At 35.7% G+C, this 17,055-nt stretch carries 10 protein-coding genes; 9 read left to right on the forward strand and 1 reads right to left on the reverse strand.

Annotated features, from left to right (window positions below; all coding sequences use genetic code 11):
• Positions 1-39 precede the first annotated feature (39 nt).
• The 3 genes from K6T82_RS05205 (at position 40) to K6T82_RS05215 (ending at position 5,859) form a co-directional block, all read left to right on the forward strand.
• Entirely contained in the window at positions 40-957 is a 918-nt protein-coding gene (locus tag K6T82_RS05205; RefSeq protein WP_223704863.1) for a glycoside hydrolase family 43 protein, read from the forward strand.
• Positions 958-1,029: 72 nt separating this feature from the next.
• Entirely contained in the window at positions 1,030-2,895 is a 1,866-nt protein-coding gene (locus K6T82_RS05210) for an exo-alpha-sialidase (RefSeq protein ID WP_223704864.1), read from the forward strand.
• 183 nt (positions 2,896-3,078) lie between these two features.
• Positions 3,079-5,859: a glycoside hydrolase family 78 protein gene (locus tag K6T82_RS05215; protein WP_476702578.1), complete on the forward strand. Its 2,781-nt coding sequence runs from the start codon at positions 3,079-3,081 to the stop codon at positions 5,857-5,859.
• 76 nt (positions 5,860-5,935) lie between these two features.
• Here K6T82_RS05215 and K6T82_RS24510 read toward each other — a convergent pair whose 3' ends face one another.
• Positions 5,936-6,061, reverse strand: a complete 126-nt coding sequence (locus K6T82_RS24510) for a hypothetical protein (RefSeq protein WP_255596526.1) — start codon at positions 6,059-6,061, stop codon at positions 5,936-5,938.
• Between the two features lie 6 nt (positions 6,062-6,067).
• Here K6T82_RS24510 and K6T82_RS05220 point away from each other — a divergent pair, with 6 nt between their 5' ends.
• From K6T82_RS05220 to K6T82_RS05245, 6 genes are all read left to right on the forward strand, one after another.
• Positions 6,068-7,486, forward strand: a complete 1,419-nt coding sequence (locus K6T82_RS05220; protein ID WP_223704866.1) for an acetylxylan esterase — start codon at positions 6,068-6,070, stop codon at positions 7,484-7,486.
• A 167-nt stretch (positions 7,487-7,653) separates the two neighbouring features.
• Positions 7,654-10,104 (forward strand): glycoside hydrolase family 95 protein, encoded by a 2,451-nt coding sequence (locus K6T82_RS05225; protein ID WP_223704867.1) that lies wholly within the window; start codon positions 7,654-7,656, stop codon positions 10,102-10,104.
• A gap of 101 nt (positions 10,105-10,205) precedes the next feature.
• Positions 10,206-11,774 carry an MGH1-like glycoside hydrolase domain-containing protein gene (locus tag K6T82_RS05230; protein WP_223704868.1) on the forward strand — a complete coding sequence of 523 codons (1,569 nt, stop codon included), beginning with the start codon at positions 10,206-10,208 and terminating at the stop codon, positions 11,772-11,774.
• A gap of 178 nt (positions 11,775-11,952) precedes the next feature.
• The gene (locus tag K6T82_RS05235; RefSeq protein ID WP_223704869.1) at positions 11,953-14,703 is read left to right on the forward strand and encodes a glycoside hydrolase family 78 protein; all 2,751 of its coding nucleotides are present in this window, start codon (positions 11,953-11,955) and stop codon (positions 14,701-14,703) included.
• 143 nt (positions 14,704-14,846) lie between these two features.
• Positions 14,847-15,992 carry a sialidase family protein gene (locus K6T82_RS05240; RefSeq protein ID WP_223704870.1) on the forward strand — a complete coding sequence of 382 codons (1,146 nt, stop codon included), beginning with the start codon at positions 14,847-14,849 and terminating at the stop codon, positions 15,990-15,992.
• Positions 15,993-16,158: 166 nt separating this feature from the next.
• Entirely contained in the window at positions 16,159-17,040 is an 882-nt protein-coding gene (locus tag K6T82_RS05245; RefSeq protein WP_223704871.1) for a sugar phosphate isomerase/epimerase family protein, read from the forward strand.
• The last annotated feature ends 15 nt before the right edge of the window (positions 17,041-17,055 follow it).

Genomic DNA, 17,055 nt, shown 5'->3' on the forward strand with positions numbered 1-17,055 from the left:
TCTGTGCTAATTGGTGAAATTCGTGTTCAACTTTATATTATGAAAAAAATATTCATCATACTAACCTTTTCACTTTTTGCGATATCTTACGCACAGAAAAAGAAAGAACTCTATCTTTTCACATCGTTTAGAGAACCCGCGACAGAAGGATTATATTTGGCTTACAGCGAAGATGGTTACAACTGGAAAGGTTTAGAAGGATCATTCTTAAAACCAGAAATCGGAGCCAGTAAAATCATGCGTGATCCGTCAATTACCAGAGGAGCCGACGGAACGTACCACATGGTTTGGACAACTGATTGGAAAGGCGGAAATGGTTTCGGTTACGCAAGTTCAAAAGACTTGATGCATTGGTCAGAACAGCAATATATTCCCGTAATGAAAAACGAGCCTGAAGTTATAAACGTTTGGGCGCCAGAGATTTTTTATGATGATGTAAAAAAGGAATACATTATTATTTGGGCATCGACAATTCCGTTCCGATTTCCAAAAGGGGTGGAAGAAGAGAAAAACAACCACAGAATGTATTATGTAACGACTAAAGATTTCAAAACTTTTTCGGATACAAAATTATATTACGATCCAGGTTTCAGTGTAATTGACTGTGTGATTGTCAAAAAAGGGAAGAAAGATTATGTTTTGGTTTTAAAAGACAACACAAGACCAATGCGAAACATAAAAGTAGCTTTTGGAAAATCGCCTTTAGGTCCGTTTGAGAAAAGTTCAGAACCTTTAACCGAATATTTATCAGAAGGTCCAACGGTTGTGAAAGTGGGTAAAAACTGGTTGTTATATTATGATAATTACGGTTCAAAAAATTATAAAGCTTTGAGTACCTCAGATTTTGTTCATTTTGAAGATGTTTCATCTAAAATAAGTCTTCCAGAAGGACATAAACACGGAACGATTACAACAATTTCAAGCGAAGTTTTAAAAGGATTAATTGATAAAAAATAAAATTATTCTCAACGTAAACCCGACAGGTTTTTAAAACCTGTCGGGTTTGATTAGGATTAAAAAAATAAAAGAATGATTACTTTCCAAAACATAAAAACCAACATCATCACTACAGCCACAATTCTGTTGGTTGGTACAGCTGTAAATGCTCAAAACGACACAGTTCGTTATGTTGGCAAAACACTTTCAAACATCGATTACCACCACGGAATGTTAAGTCCGGCAGTTGGAGTTCACGCTACACAAATCATGCGTGCAAGTCGTGAGCATCCAGAAAAAGCAGATGGTTTTGGATGGACGTACAATCATCAACCGATGATGGCGTATTGGAATAATACATTTTATTTGCATTATTTGAGTGATCCTTCGGGAGAACACATTCCGCCAAGTCAGACTTTAATTATGAGTTCTAAAGACGGCGTAACGTGGACAAAACCAGAAGTTATTTTTCCAATTTACAGAATTCCTGACGGTTGGAAAAAAGAAGGCGTAGAAGGCGTTGCCAAAGATTTGGATGCAATTATGCACCAAAGAATGGGTTTTTATACGTCAAAAGACAAACGACTTTTTGCTTTGGCGTATTACGGAATCGCAATGGATGAAAAAGACGATCCAAACGACGGAAAAGGAATTGGACGTGTGATCCGCGAAATCAAAAAAGATGGAAGTTTTGGTGAAATCTATTTCATTAGATACAATAAAACTTGGGACAAATCGAAATCAAAATTCCCATTTTATACGGCTTCGAAAGACAAAGGATTCAAAAAAGCTTGCGAAGAAATTTTATCTAATCCGTTAATGTTACAGCAATGGGTAGAAGAAGCCGATCGTGATGACGAATTGATTCCGTTACAGAAACCATACAAAGCTTTTAGCTATTATCATTTAGCAAACGGAAATGTGGTTGGTTTATGGAAACACGCTTTAACATCAATCAGTAGAGACGGAGGAAAATCGTGGGATTATATGCCGTTGCGTGCGCCAGGTTTTGTAAATAGCAATGCTAAAATCTGGGGACAAAAAACATCAGATAATCGTTATGCAACGCTTTATAATCCGTCAGAATATCGTTGGCCTTTGGCAATTTCTACAAGTGACGACGGATTGAATTACAAAGATTTATTATTGGTTCATGGAGAAGTGAGTCCGATGCGTTATGGTGGAAACTACAAATCTGCTGGACCTCAATACGTGCGTGGAATCACGGAAGGTGACGGAACTCCGCCAGACGGAAAAATTTGGGTGGGTTACAGTATGAATAAAGAAGATATTTGGGTGGCTTCGATTCCAGTTCCTGTAACTTCGGTAGTGACAGAAAATGTAAATGATGTTTTCAATACGCTTCCAAACGGAGAAGAATTGAAATTATGGAATACCTATGATCTTTCTTGGGCTTCGACAAAAATCGAAAAGAAAGCCGATGGTAAAAAATGGCTGACGTTAAGAGATCAGGATTATTTTGATTATTCTCGTGCGGAAAGAGTTATTCCTTTCGCAGCAAAAATGGAAGCTGTTTTTACTGTAATGCCAGAACAAAATAATCATGGTTTATTGCAGATTGAATTCCAAAATAAACAAGGTTTGCCATCAGTAAGATTAATTTTTGATTCTGATGGAGAATTAAAAGTAAAAAACGGCGCTCGTTTGAGTTCGGTTGCAAAATACGAAGCAAATAAAGCGTACAAAATCACAGTTAAATTAGATGCTAAAAACCGTCAATACACTATAAAAGTAAACGACGGAAAAGAATCAACAAAGATATTTTACGCTCCGACAGATGGTTTTGAAAGAATTATGTTCCGCACAGGAGAACAAAGATATTCGCCAAATCCAGACACAGCACCAGACACAGACGATTACGATGACTTGCCTCAAACCGGAAAACAAATTTCAGAGGCAGTATTCAATATCGAATCTTTGGTAACTAAAAAATTATAATGATTTTTACCATTAAGAGATTAAGAAAATTAAGCTGGATGTTTAATTAGACTTATCTTGAGAGCATAAAGTTAGAGAATGAAAAATCAACGTAACTGAATGCTTAATGAACTTAAGACAAAGTTTACATCTAGTGAGCTTAATTTACTTAATTACTTAATGGTTCAATTAAAAATTTATAAAGTGAATATTTCAAAATCCATATTATCCTTCATTTTTGCTTTTTGCTTTTTCCTTTCGAATGGACAAATCTTGCCTGTACGCTTAACAACAGAAATGGCTGAAAACCCATTAGCAGTTGTAGAGAATCAACCAAAATTAAGCTGGCAATTAGTTTCAAAAGAATCTGATGCATCGCAAGTCGCTTATTTGATTTTAGTAGCTTCTTCGGAAGAAAAACTAAAAATGGACGACGGCGATATCTGGAACAGCGGAAGAGTAAATACCGATAAAAATCTGCATATTGTTTATAGCGGAAAACCATTAAAAAACGAAACCAAATATTTTTGGAAAGTTAAAGTTTGGAATCAAGATGGAAAAGTTTCAAAATGGAGTAGAAATGCTTCTTTCAGAACCGTTCCGTTAGAATCAGATTTAAATCCAACTTGGATTGGAGCGATTACAAAAGCAGATAGTCATTTACCAGAAGGAAGAACGTATCATACAGCGACTTTCAATAGAGAAAAAAAGAACTCTTTTATTAATGCTTCCGATTCGTTGGCACGAAGAAGTATCATGCTTCGTAAACCTTTCGAAGTAGAAAAAGCAGTTAAAGAAGCAGTTGTTTATATTTCAGGTTTAGGACATTACGAATTAACGATCAACGGAAAAAAAGTAGGGAACAGCCAATTTGCACCACTGTGGACAGATTATGATAAAACGGTTAATTACAATGTTTATGAATTAAGCGCCAAAGATTTTCAAAAAGGCGATAACGTAATTGGCGTTCTGTTAGGAAATGGAATGTACAATACTTTGGCTGAAAGATATACCAAATTCTTCGTGAGTTTTGGTCCTCCGACTTTATTCTTCAAAATGAAAATCAAATATAATGATGGCTCAGAAGAAGTTGTAAAGTCAGATGGAACTTGGAAATACAGCAAAAGTCCGATTACTTATAATAGTATTTTTGGTGGAGAAGATTACAATTCGAACCTAGAACAAAAGGATTGGAATCAAAAAGGTTTCAAAGATAGAGATTGGAAAAAAGTAGTCATTCAAGAAGCTCCAAAAGGAGTTTTAAGACCGCAGACTGCACCACCAGTTACAATTCAAAAACAATATGAAGTTAAAACCGTAAAAGAGCTTAAACCGAATTTCTACGTTTTTGATATGGGACAAAATCTTTCTGGATTTCCAACGATCAAAGTAAAAGGAAAAAGAGGACAATCAATTCGTGTTTGGGTTGCCGAAGGATTAAATGAAGAAGGCACCATCGCGCAGGGAAGATCTGGAAAACCTTATTATTACGATTACACTTTAAAAGGCGATGGAGTTGAAGAATGGACACCGAAATTCAGTTTCTACGGTTATCAATATGTTCAAATTGAAAATATTAATTATAAAGATGCTAAGAATGCAGCGCTTCCAACTTTAGTAGATTTAAAATCGAATTTCATTTACAATTCGGCTGGTGAAGCAGGAAGTTTTGCCTGTTCGAATGAGATTTTCAATAAAACACATGAGCTGATTAACAACTCAATAAAAAGTAATTTCCAAAGTGTTTTTACTGATTGTCCGCAACGTGAAAAGTTAGGATGGTTAGAAGAAATTCAGTTGAATGGTCCAGGTTTAATGTTCAATTATAACTTGCAGACTTTCCTTCCTGCAACGATGCAAAATATTTCTGATTCGCAAAGAGACAACGGTTTAATTCCAACGATTGTCCCAGAATATGTGATTTTTGGCGGCGATTTTACCGATTCTCCAGAATGGGGCGTTACAGGAGTGATTCTGCCTTTGATGTATTACGAATATTATGGAGACGCTTCTTTATTAGAGAAATATTTTCCAATAATGAAAAAGTATGTAGATTATTTGGAAACAAAATCTACAAACCACATCGTTTCTCACGGATTAGGCGATTGGTACGATTACGGAACCCATGCAGCTGGATATTCAAAAAACAGTCCGATTGCGCTTTCTGCGACTTCACATTACTATTACGGAGCTTATTTGACAGCTAAAGCTGCAAAGTTACTAGGCAAGACCGAGGATTTTGAAAAATACGAAACATTGGCTTCTGAAATTAAAATAGCTTTCAACAAGGAGTTTTTTAATCCAGAAACGAAACAATACGGAACGAACAGTCAGTTTAGTAATTCGGTTCCAGTTTTTATGAATATCGTAGAACCGCAGTACAAAGAAGCGGTAATGCAAAATTTATTAGCTGACATCAAGGAAAAAGGAGATCGTTTGACAACGGGTGATGTTGGAAATCGCTATTTATTCCAGACTTTGGCAAGAAATGGAGAAAACGAAACGATGTACAGAATGCACAATCATTATGATGCGCCGGGTTATGGTTTTCAGATTAAATTTGGTTTGACCACTTTAACCGAACAATGGGATCCGAGAAAAGGAAATTCATGGAATCACTTTATGTTAGGACAAATTGAAGAATGGTTTTACCAAAGTTTAGCCGGAATTATGTCTGATCTTGAAAAACCGGGATTCAAACATTTCTTTATTCAGCCGGAAGTAGTTGGCGATATGACTTTCGCGAAAGCGGATTATCAATCGGTTTACGGAAAAATTGCTTCTTCTTGGGAGAAAAAAGACGGCAAGTTTATCTTAAATGTTCAAATTCCTGTGAATACGACAGCGACAATAAAATTGCCTGTTTCTAAAGATTCTGAAATAAAAATTGATGATAAAAAGGTTAGAGCAGGTTTTAATGAAAAAGATAAAAAACCGGTTTTAGAATTGGGTTCAGGAACTTATACAATAGAATGCAGCTTGTAAAATGTGAAATGTGATTTGTAAAAATGTAAAGTCACTTTTCTGCAGTAAAAAAGATAAAAATCAATTGCCTCCAGTTTTAACTGGAGGTCAGAAAATAAAGCAAGTCAAAGGCTTTAGCCAAATGAGTAAGTTCGGCTAAAGCCAATTTTTGAAAATCAATTTGTTTTCCTCCAGTTAAAACTGGAGGCAATTCAAAAAACATTTAATAATGAAAAATTTAAAATACATCATCTTAGTTTCCATTTTTGCTTTGACATTTGCTAATGCACAAAGTACTTCTGATACCAATTTTAGAAAACCAGTATCAGAAACTTTAAAGAAAATTGAAACGCTTTTTAAAGTAACAATCAATGATGACAGAGGTTTATTAAAAGGAAAAGAACTGGATTATGCCGATTGGAGAATTGAACCAGGAAATCTGCCGCTTTCGTTGACCAATATTTTGGCTCCATTCGAATTGATGTATTTCAAACAGCCGGATGGAACGTATATCATTCGTAAATATGAAAACCATAAAGTTTCAGTCGATAAAGGAAAAGAACGTTTGTTTTATTTAGAAAGCCTTTATTCGACTAAAGAAGAATGGGAAAAACGCAAAACGGAGTTAAAAGCTTGTATGATTACATCATTTGGTTTGGATAAGGCGCCCCCTACACCTAAGTCTAAACCACTTTTAACTCCAAAGAGAATTTACAAAGATTATAGTGTTGAAAATATAGCTTTGGAAATTTTACCAGGGGTTTACGCGACGGGTTCGATTTATAAACCGTATCCGCTAAATAAAAAAGCAGCTGTTATTCTAACTCCGGACGGACATTTTGGCGACGGTAGATACAGAAAAGACGAGCAGTACAGATGTGCGATGATGGCTAAAATGGGAGCAATTGTTGTGGGTTATGATTTATTTGCTTGGGGAGAATCGTTATTGCAATTTCCTGAAGAAACGCATAGAAACAGCATCGCATCAACAGTTCAGGTATTGACAGGAATTCGTTTCTTGGATTATCTGGCTACAGTTAAAAATGCTGATATGACAAGAGTTGGTGTTACAGGAGGTTCTGGCGGAGGATCGCACACGATGTTTTTAGCAGCGATTGATGACAGAGTAAAAGTTTCGGCTCCAGTTGTAATGGTTTCGTCTCACTTTTCAGGCGGATGCCCATGCGAAAGCGGACGCGGAATCCATTTATGCGGAAACGGAACTAACAATGCTGAAATTTCAGCAATGATGGCTCCAAAACCGCAATTGATTGTTTCTGATGGAAAAGATTGGACATTGGCAGTTCCTGAATTGGAATTTCCGTTCATTCAAAGAACTTATGAATTATACGGCAAGAAAGATTTAGTTGAAAATGCTCATTTTGCAAAAGAAGGACACGATTTCGGAATCTCGAAACGTATGGCTTTGTATCCATTTATGGCGAAATATTTAGATTTAGATTTGAATAAAGTAAAGAACGACAAAGGCGAAATCGACGAATCAACCTGTGTGATTGAACCAAAAGAAAAGCTTTTTGTTTTTGGAGATAAAGGAGAAAAACTACCGAAAAATGCTCTAAAAGACATCAACAAATTATATGAAATGTTCGGAGAAAAAAATCTGAAAGTTTACGAGGTTAAGAAATAAAGATAGTTGCCGCGAATTTCACTAATTCGCACGAATTATTTGTTTTCCCACAGATTTAGCAGATCAAACAGATTTTAATCAGTGAGAATTCTTTAATTAGTGGCTAAAAATAAAAAAAGAAATTAGTGCTAATTCGTGTAATTCGTGGCAAAAAGAAAAACATATTTATGAAGTTAAAATTTAAAATCACAGCAATCTGTTTTGGAATTTTTTCGTTTGCTGCAACAGCACAAAACGACTTAAAATTATGGTACGATAAACCAGCAGCCATCTGGAACGAAGCTTTACCATTAGGTAACGGACGTTTGGGCGCCATGGTTTTTGGTGATCCAGCAGTAGAGCGTTTGCAATTGAACGAAGAAACTATTTGGGCGGGTTCTCCAAACAGCAATGCACATAACAAATCTATCGAGGCTTTGCCAAAAGTAAGACAGCTTATTTTTGACGGAAAATTTGACGAAGCACAAGATTTGGCTACGAGAGATATTATGTCGCAAACCAATGACGGAATGCCGTATCAGACTTTCGGAAGCGTTTATATTTCATTCAATGGACATCAAAAATATACGGATTATTATAGAGATTTAGACATCAGCAATGCTACGGCTAAAGTAAAGTACAAAGTAAATGGCGTTGAATTTACAAGAGAAATTTTAACCGCATTTTCAGATCAGGTCATTGTAGTGAAGCTTTCTGCAAGTAAACCAGGTCAGATTACTTGTAATGTTTTTATGAACAGTCCAATTGACAAAACCGTGGCTTCGACAGAAGGAAACCAAATTATACTTTCTGGAGTTGGAACTAACTTTGAAGGCGTAAAAGGAAAAGTAAAATTTCAAGGAAGACTTACGGCTAAAAATAAAGGTGGAGAAATTGATGCCAGCAATGGTGTTTTAAGTATTAACAAAGCTGATGAAGTTGTTTTGTACATTTCGATTGCAACTAATTTTAAAAACTACCAAGATATTTCTGGAGATGAAATTGCGAAAAGCAAATCATTTTTAGATCAGGCATTACCAAAAAGTTTCGACGAAATCAAAAAAGTGCACGTTGATTATTACCAAAAATTCTTCAACAGAGTTTCTTTAGATTTAGGTTCGAATGATTTAGTTAAGAAACCAACAAACGAAAGAATTAAAGATTTCTCTAAACAATTCGATCCGCAATTGGCCGCTTTATATTTCCAGTTTGGACGTTATCTTTTAATTTCAAGTTCTCAGCCAGGCGGACAGCCAGCGAATTTACAAGGAATTTGGAACGATATGGTTACACCGCCTTGGGATAGTAAATACACCACAAACATCAATGCTGAAATGAATTATTGGCCAGCGCAAGTAACTAATCTTCAAGAAATGCACGAACCGTTTGTTCAAATGGCAAAAGAGTTAAGTGTTACAGGAGCAGAAACGGCTAGAATGATGTACAATGCCAGCGGATGGGTTTTGCATCACAATACTGACATTTGGCGAGTAACCGCTCCAGTAGATTCAGCTGCTTCGGGAATGTGGCCAACGGGCGGTGCTTGGGTTTGCCAAGATTTATGGGAAAGATATTTATATACTGGAGATAAAAAATATTTGGCAGAAATTTATCCAATCATGAAAGGTGCTGCCGATTTCTTTTTGGATTTCATGATTGTAGATCCAAATACAGGATATTTAGTTGTCGTTCCTTCAAGTTCTCCAGAAAACACACATGCTGGCGGAACAGGAAAAGCAACAATTGCATCAGGTACAACAATGGACAATCAATTGGTTTTTGATTTGTTTACGCATGTTATGGAAGCTTCTGCATTGGTTTCACCAGATGCTGCTTATGTGAAAAAAGTTAGTGATGCTTTGGCAAAAATGCCACCAATGAAAATTGGAAAACACAATCAGTTACAAGAATGGCAGGACGATTGGGATAATCCAAAAGACAATCACAGACACGTTTCGCATTTGTACGGATTGTATCCAAGTAATCAGATTTCGCCAATAAAAACACCAGAATTATTTGAAGCGGCTAAACAATCTTTAATTTACAGAACAGACGAATCTACAGGATGGTCAATGGGTTGGAAAGTAAATTTATGGGCAAGATTATTAGATGGAAATCACGCTTATAAATTGATTCAAGACCAATTGCATTTGGTAACGGCCGACCAAAGAAAAGGAGGAGGAACGTATCCGAATATGTTAGATGCGCATCAGCCTTTTCAAATCGATGGAAATTTTGGTTGCACAGCAGGTTTTGCTGAAATGTTGATGCAGAGTCAGGAGGGAGCGATTCAATTATTGCCTGCTTTACCAACGGTTTGGAAAGACGGAAGCATAAAAGGTTTAGTAGCAAGAGGCGGTTTTGTAATCGATATGACTTGGAAAAACAATAAAGTTTCGACTTTAAAAATATATTCGAAAATTGGTGGAAACTGTCGCTTAAAAGTTGAGAATAGTTTGAGTGGTTCTTCTATCAAAAAAGCAAAAGGTAAAAACTCAAATCCTTTGTTTTATGATGTTGAAGTGAAGAAACCAATTATTTCAAGTGAAGCAAAACTGGAAAAAGTAAAACTTCCGAATTATAATATTTACGATGTGAATATGAAAGCAGGACAGACGTATACTTTTACGGGAAATTAAAAATATTTTAAAACCATATAAGTGATATAAGAAAATATAAAGAAATGTTTAACTGAACTTATATTACTTATATGGTTTAACTTTTAAAGATTGAATTGTAAATGTTGACAAATTTCAAACATAAAATAATAGCCCTTTCCATCATAATTGCTTGTTTAAACAGCAGTTGCAAATCTGGTACAGGATCTTCGCAATTAGGAAAATCGGCTATTTTGAAAGAAAAAGATTTTAAACATTATGTTGATTATTTCAACACGATGGAAGATGAAAATTTAAAATTTGCCATTCCGAATGACAGTGCTTGGGCTTGGATGGAAAAGAATATTCCGTTGTTTGAATGTCCGCAGCAAAATTTTGAAGAAATCTATTATTTCAGATGGTGGAGTGTTCGCAAACACATCAAAAACACACCGCAAGGATTTGCTATTACAGAATTTTTAGTCGATCGTTCGTATGCCGACAAATATAATATGATCAGTTGTGCTTTGGGACATCATATTAATGAATTCAGATGGGTTCATGATCCAAAATACATTGAGCAAGATGTAAAGCTTTGGTACCGAGGCAATGATGGAAAACCGATGAACAAATTGTATAAATTCAGCAGTTGGACAGCTGATGCCTTGTACAATCGTTATTTGGTGAATAAGGACGAAAAGTTCTTATTGGATTTATATCCAGATATGGTTACAGATTATGCCGTTTGGGAAAAAGATCGTCAGCGTAAAGACGGTTTGTTTTGGCAACATGATGTAAAAGATGGAATGGAAGAATCTTTAAGCGGCGGAAGAAAAGTACAAAATGCAAGACCAACGATTAACAGTTATATGTACGGAAATGCTGTAGCGATTTCGAAAATGGCTGCAATGAAAGGCGATAAAGAAGTAGAAGCAAAATTTAAAGCTAAAGCGGATGATTTGAAGCAATTAGTAGAAACGAAATTGTGGAATCCAAAAAGTGAATTCTTTGAAACTTTGACACAAAAAGATACACTGGCGCAAGTTCGCGAGGCAATCGGATTTATTCCGTGGTATTTTAATCTTCCAGAAAAAGGAAAAGGATTTGAAAAAGCTTGGGAACAAATAAAAGATGAAAAAGGATTTTCGGCTCCGTTCGGTTTAACAACAGCAGAAAGAAGAAGTCCGCGTTTTAGAACTCATGGGACTGGAACTTGTGAGTGGGACGGGGCAATTTGGCCTTTTGCAAGTTCACAGACTTTGACCGCAATGGCGAATGTTCTAAACGATTACAGTCAAAATTTTGTTGGAAAACCAGATTATTTCAAACAAATGGAATTGTATGTTCAGTCGCAATATTATAGAGGAAAACCTTATCTTGGCGAATATTTGGACGAAACGACTGGCTATTGGTTAATGGGCGACAGAGAAAGAAGCCGTTATTACAATCACTCGACTTTCAACGATTTAATGATTACGGGATTGGTTGGTTTAAGACCGAGAGCTGATGAAAAAATTGAAGTCAATCCGTTGATTCCGCAAGAAAAATGGGATTGGTTTTGTTTGGATAATGTTCTATATCATGGCAATATTATCACCATTCTTTGGGATAAAACGGGAGAAAAATATAAAAAAGGAAAAGGTTTTAGAGTTTTCAAAAACGGAAAAGAAATTGCGTTTTCTGAGAAATTGGAGCGAGTGATTTCGGAGTAAATCGAAATGTTTTATCTAATTGTTTCACGCAGATTTTAAACAGATTTAAGCAGATTAAAAATGGATTTTTTATCCTTAATCTTGTTTCATATCAAAAAAATAAAATCTGCGTGCATCAGCTTAAATCTGCCTAATCTGCGTGAACTAAAAATCATCGCAAAGACAATAAAATAATATCATGAAAAAGTTTTTTTTACATCTTACCTTAATCATTTCACTTTTCACCATTTCGGCGAAAGCCCAAAATAAAATCAGTGTGAATGATTTAAAATGCGAAATGCTTACCAATCCCGAAGGAATTGACGTTTTACAGCCAAGATTGAGCTGGAAAATAAAAGCGGAGGTAAACGATGTAAAACAAACGGCTTATCAAATTATTGCTTCTTCTAGTTTAGAAAAATTAAATGCCGGAAATGGTGATTTATGGGACAGCGGAAAAGTACAAAGCGACGCTTCTGTAAATGTAATTTATAAAGGGAAAAAGCTCAAAGACCGTCAAGATGTTTTCTGGAAAGTAACTGTTTTTACGAATAAAGGAGAAATTCAATCCAAAGAAAATGCACATTTCAGCATAGGGATTTTGACTTATGCGGATTGGAAATCAACGCGATGGATTGGTTATGAAAAAACGTCTCCAGGTGATAGTATTTCGCAGTATTCTAGATTGTCAGCACGTTATCTTCGAAAAGAAATCAATCTAAAAAAGAAAGTCAAAAATGCTAAGGTTTTTATTATCGGAATGGGATTGTATGAGTTGTACATTAATGGAAATAAAATTGGAGATCAGGTTTTAGCTCCTGTTCCAACTGATTATACGAAGAATGTAAAATACAATGTTTTTGATGTGACTTCGAAGTTGCAAGAAGGTAAAAACATGTTGGGAACGATTTTAGGAAACGGACGTTTTTTTACGATGCGTCAGGATTATAAACCCTATAAAATTAAAACTTTTGGTTATCCAAAAATGGCTTTGCAGTTGTTTGTAGAATATACTGATGGAAGCAAAGACGTTATCAGAACAGATGACACTTGGAAAATTACGACTGACGGACCAATTTTAGCCAACAACGAATACGACGGAGAAGAGTATGATGCCCGTAAAGAAATGAAAGGCTGGAATACCGTTAATTTTGATGATAAAAAATGGCTTTCTGCTGAATATGTTCAAGAACCGGGCGGATTCTACGAAGGACAGATGTCGGCTAATATGAAAGTGAAGCGTGAAGTGAAACCTATTTCGATAAAACAAACGCCAAAAGGAACTTATATCTTAGATATGGGACAAAATATGGTGGGCTGGTTGCAATTGAAAGTCAAAGGAAATAAAGGCGATAAAATCACGATGAAATTTGCGGAATCACTTCAACCAGATGGTTCGTTGTATATTGCGAATTTGCGTGATGCAAAAACTACTGATATTTATACTTTAAAAGGTGAAGGAGAAGAAGTTTGGGAACCTCGTTTTATTTTCCACGGATTTAGATTTGTTGAAATTTCAGGTTTTACGACAAAACCAACTCTAGAAAATTTTGTTGGAAAAGTAGTTTATGATGATATCCAAACCACAGGAACTTTCGATTCTTCAAATCCAATAATGAATCAGATTTTTAAGAATGCTTGGTGGGGAATCAGTGGAAATTATAAAGGAATGCCAATCGATTGTCCGCAGAGAAACGAGCGTCAGCCTTGGTTGGGAGACAGAACAACGGGCGCTTATGGCGAAAGTTTTTTGTTCGATAATAATACTTTATACGCAAAATGGTTAGACGATATTAAAAACTCACAAACGATTGATGGCGGACTTCCAGATGTGGCACCAGCTTTCTGGCGTTATTACGGAGATAATGTCACTTGGCCAGGAACATACATTACAGTTGCCGATATGTTGTATCAGCAATTTGGTGATGCAAAAGTGGTCGAAAAACAATATCCGTACATGAAAAAATGGATGGATTACATGGAAGAAAATTATTTGGTTGATGATTTAATGACAAAAGATAAATACGGAGATTGGTGCGTTCCGCCAGAATCTTTAGAATTAATTCGTTCAAAAGATCCAGCTCGTTTAACCGATGGCGAATTGATTTCTAGTGCTTTTTATTATCAACTTTTGAATATCATGAAGAAATTTGCTGTGATTGCAAATTCAAAAAATGATATTCAACATTATGATGATTTGGCTTCAAGAATCAAAAAAGCATTCAACGCTAAATATCTGAATAAAGACAAAAACAGTTACGCCAATAATACCGTAACAGCAAATTTATTGCCTCTAACTTTCGGAATGGTTCCAGATGGACTTCAAACCAAAATATTCGAAAATTTAGCGCATGAAGTTGAAGTGACTAAAAACGGACACGTAAGTACGGGAGTTATTGGAACACAGTTTTTAATGCGAACTTTAACTGATTACGGTCGAGGTGATTTGGCTTTCAAATTAGCATCAAATAAAACCTATCCAAGTTGGGGATATATGGTTGAAAACGGTGCAACCACGATTTGGGAACTTTGGAACGGAAATACCGCAGATCCAGCAATGAACTCACAAAACCACGTGATGCTTCTAGGGGATTTACTGATTTGGTATTACGAAAATATGGCAGGAATTAAAAGTAATCCTGAAACTCCGGGCTTCAAACAAATTATTATGAAACCAGATTTCAATGCGGGATTGACTTATGTAAATGCTTCTTACGAATCGGTTTATGGAACAATAAAAAGCGACTGGAAGAAAGACAAAAAAGCTTTAGTTTGGAATATTACCATTCCGGCAAATAGTTCTGCTGTTGTGTATCTTCCGGCAAGTGATGTTTCAGCTGTTTCAATCAATAAACAGAAGCTGGATAAGACTTCTTTCGCTTATTCTACGGATAAAAATCAGGTTATCGTTACACTTTCGTCAGGAAATTATGCGGTAAACGTTAAATAAGATGCATTTTTAGTATTTCGGGACAGTACAGGATACATTGTTAATTTTTTAGTGTTATTTTTACACTTAATAAATATTTTTACCTAAAAAAATGTTAGGTATATATTTATAGTCGGAAAAAATAATTCATAATACAATTAAGAATGAAGATAACAAAATTAGCATTTGTCTTGTTTGGACTTTTCCTTTTAGGAAGTTGTAAGTCGGCTTTAGAAAAAAAGACTTGGAAAGAAGGAATTCTCGTAGACCAATTTGTTTACGATAAAGCGCCTTATCCGTCTTGCCACGCCATTACAATTGTCGAAGCTACAAATGGTGATTTAGTTGCTTCTTGGTTTGGAGGAACTCACGAAAGAAATCCTGACGTATGTATTTACGTTGCCATTAAACCAAAAGGAAGCGATACTTGGAATGAAGGCGTAAAAGTAGCTGACGGTGTCATGAAAGAAGGACCAAGATTACCAACTTGGAATCCTGTTTTATATCAAATTCCAGGTGGCGATTTAATGCTTTTTTACAAAATTGGACCAAAACCATCGGAATGGTGGGGCGTAATCAGAACTTCATCTGATGGCGGAAAAACATGGTCTGAAGCTCAAAAAATGCCTGATGGTTTCTTAGGACCAATCAAAAATAAACCTGTTTTATTAAGTAACGGAACTTTATTATGTCCGTCAAGTATCGAAGGCGACGGCTGGAGACTTCGCATGGAATCTACTCCAGATTTCGGAAAAACTTGGGTAATGGGCGATACGCTTTCAAGAGGAAAACAAAAAATCAATGCGATTCAGCCAAGTATTTTATTCCACAAAGACGGAAGCATTCAAGCAATAGGAAGAACTCGAAACAGAGCAATTTTCAGCACTTTCTCAAAAGACAACGGAAAAACGTGGTCGGATGTTGAGTTAATCGGACTTCCAAATAACAATTCTGGCACAGATGCTGTAACACTTAAAGATGGAAGACATTTATTGGTTTACAACCACGTTCTTCCTCCGGGAAAAGAAGCTAAAGGACCAAGAACACCTTTGAATGTTTCGGTTTCTAAAGACGGAATTCACTGGAATGCAGCTTTGGTTTTAGAAGATTCAAAAATCAGTCAGTATTCTTATCCTTCCATGATTCAAGGTTCAGACGGAATGGTGCATATCGTTTACACTTGGAGAAGAGAAAAACTGAAATATGTAAAAGTTGATCCAAGTAAATTAGTGGCACTTCCAATCAAAAATGGTGTTTGGCCAGGTGAAGAAGGAAAAGTGGTAACAGCAGTAAAAGCGGAAGAAGAGTAAAATTAATTGAACCATTAAGGCATTAAGAAAATTAAGTTGTTGTGCTTATTATGCTTTTTCTTTAAAAAGAACATTAAGCTTAATTCTCTTAAGTTTTCTAAGAATAAAAATAGTAAAAATACTGAAGCTTAATTTTCTTAATATCTTAATGGTAAATTCATATAACATGAAGCTAAATAAAAACTTAATTGTTGTATTATTTGTTGCGATGTCAACAACATTCAACAGCTGTGCAACGGCTCAGTCTTCAAACAAAAAGCAAAAATATAAAGTGGCGGTTTGTGATTGGATGATTTTAAAAAGACAAAAATTAAATGCTTTTGGTTTAGCAGCAGAAATAAAGGCTGACGGAATCGAACTAGACATGGGAGGTTTAGGAAATCGACCAACTTTTGACAGCAAATTGGGCGATCCTGTAGAAAGACAAAAATTCTTAGATAAATCGAAAGAAACAGGAGTTGGAATCAGTTCCATTGCTATGTCTGGATTTTACGCACAATCATTTGCAACAAGAGAAATCACGCCAATGATTAACGATTGTGTTCAAGCAATGAAAAACATGAAAGTTAAAGTGGCGTATTTACCTTTAGGAACACAAACCGATTTAGTTAAAAATCCAGAATTACGTCCAGAAGTAATTAAGAGATTACAATGGGCAGGAAAAGAAGTAGGGAAAATTGGTGGTGTAATTGCGATTGAAACTTCTTTGGATGCGACAGAAGAGAAAAAACTGTTAGATGAAGTAGGTTCGAAATACATTAAAAGCTCTTTCAACTTTGCGAATGCTTTAGACAATAAAAGAGATATTTCTTCTGAGTTAAAGATTTTAGGAAAATATGTAGTGCAGATTCACGCTTCAAATACCGATCAGTTTTGGTTAGAAAATGACCCAGCGATTGATATGCCAAAAATTAAACAAACTTTGGACGAAATGAAATGGAGCGGATGGCTGATTGTAGAGCGTTCGAGAGACGCGACACAAGTTCATAATGTAAAAGCCAATTACGGAGCAAACGTAGCTTATTTGAAGAAAATTTTTCAAAATTAAATAAAAATACAGTGA

The sequence above is a fragment of the Flavobacterium potami genome (genome assembly GCF_020026915.1).
GTDB lineage: Bacteria > Bacteroidota > Bacteroidia > Flavobacteriales > Flavobacteriaceae > Flavobacterium > Flavobacterium potami.

What these genes read in the sequence shown, in the direction of transcription:
- K6T82_RS05210 (WP_223704864.1), top strand. Translation starts at nt 1,030, where the DNA reads ATGATTACTTTCCAAAACATAAAAACCAACATCATCACTACAGCCACA.
- K6T82_RS05240 (WP_223704870.1), top strand. Translation starts at nt 14,847, where the DNA reads ATGAAGATAACAAAATTAGCATTTGTCTTGTTTGGACTTTTCCTTTTA.
- K6T82_RS05225 (WP_223704867.1), top strand. Translation starts at nt 7,654, where the DNA reads ATGAAGTTAAAATTTAAAATCACAGCAATCTGTTTTGGAATTTTTTCG.
- K6T82_RS05220 (WP_223704866.1), top strand. Translation starts at nt 6,068, where the DNA reads ATGAAAAATTTAAAATACATCATCTTAGTTTCCATTTTTGCTTTGACA.
- K6T82_RS05230 (WP_223704868.1), top strand. Translation starts at nt 10,206, where the DNA reads ATGTTGACAAATTTCAAACATAAAATAATAGCCCTTTCCATCATAATT.
- K6T82_RS05235 (WP_223704869.1), top strand. Translation starts at nt 11,953, where the DNA reads ATGAAAAAGTTTTTTTTACATCTTACCTTAATCATTTCACTTTTCACC.
- K6T82_RS05205 (WP_223704863.1), top strand. Translation starts at nt 40, where the DNA reads ATGAAAAAAATATTCATCATACTAACCTTTTCACTTTTTGCGATATCT.
- K6T82_RS24510 (WP_255596526.1), bottom strand. Translation starts at nt 6,061, where the DNA reads ATGTTTTTTGAATTGCCTCCAGTTTTAACTGGAGGAAAACAAATTGAT.
- K6T82_RS05245 (WP_223704871.1), top strand. Translation starts at nt 16,159, where the DNA reads ATGAAGCTAAATAAAAACTTAATTGTTGTATTATTTGTTGCGATGTCA.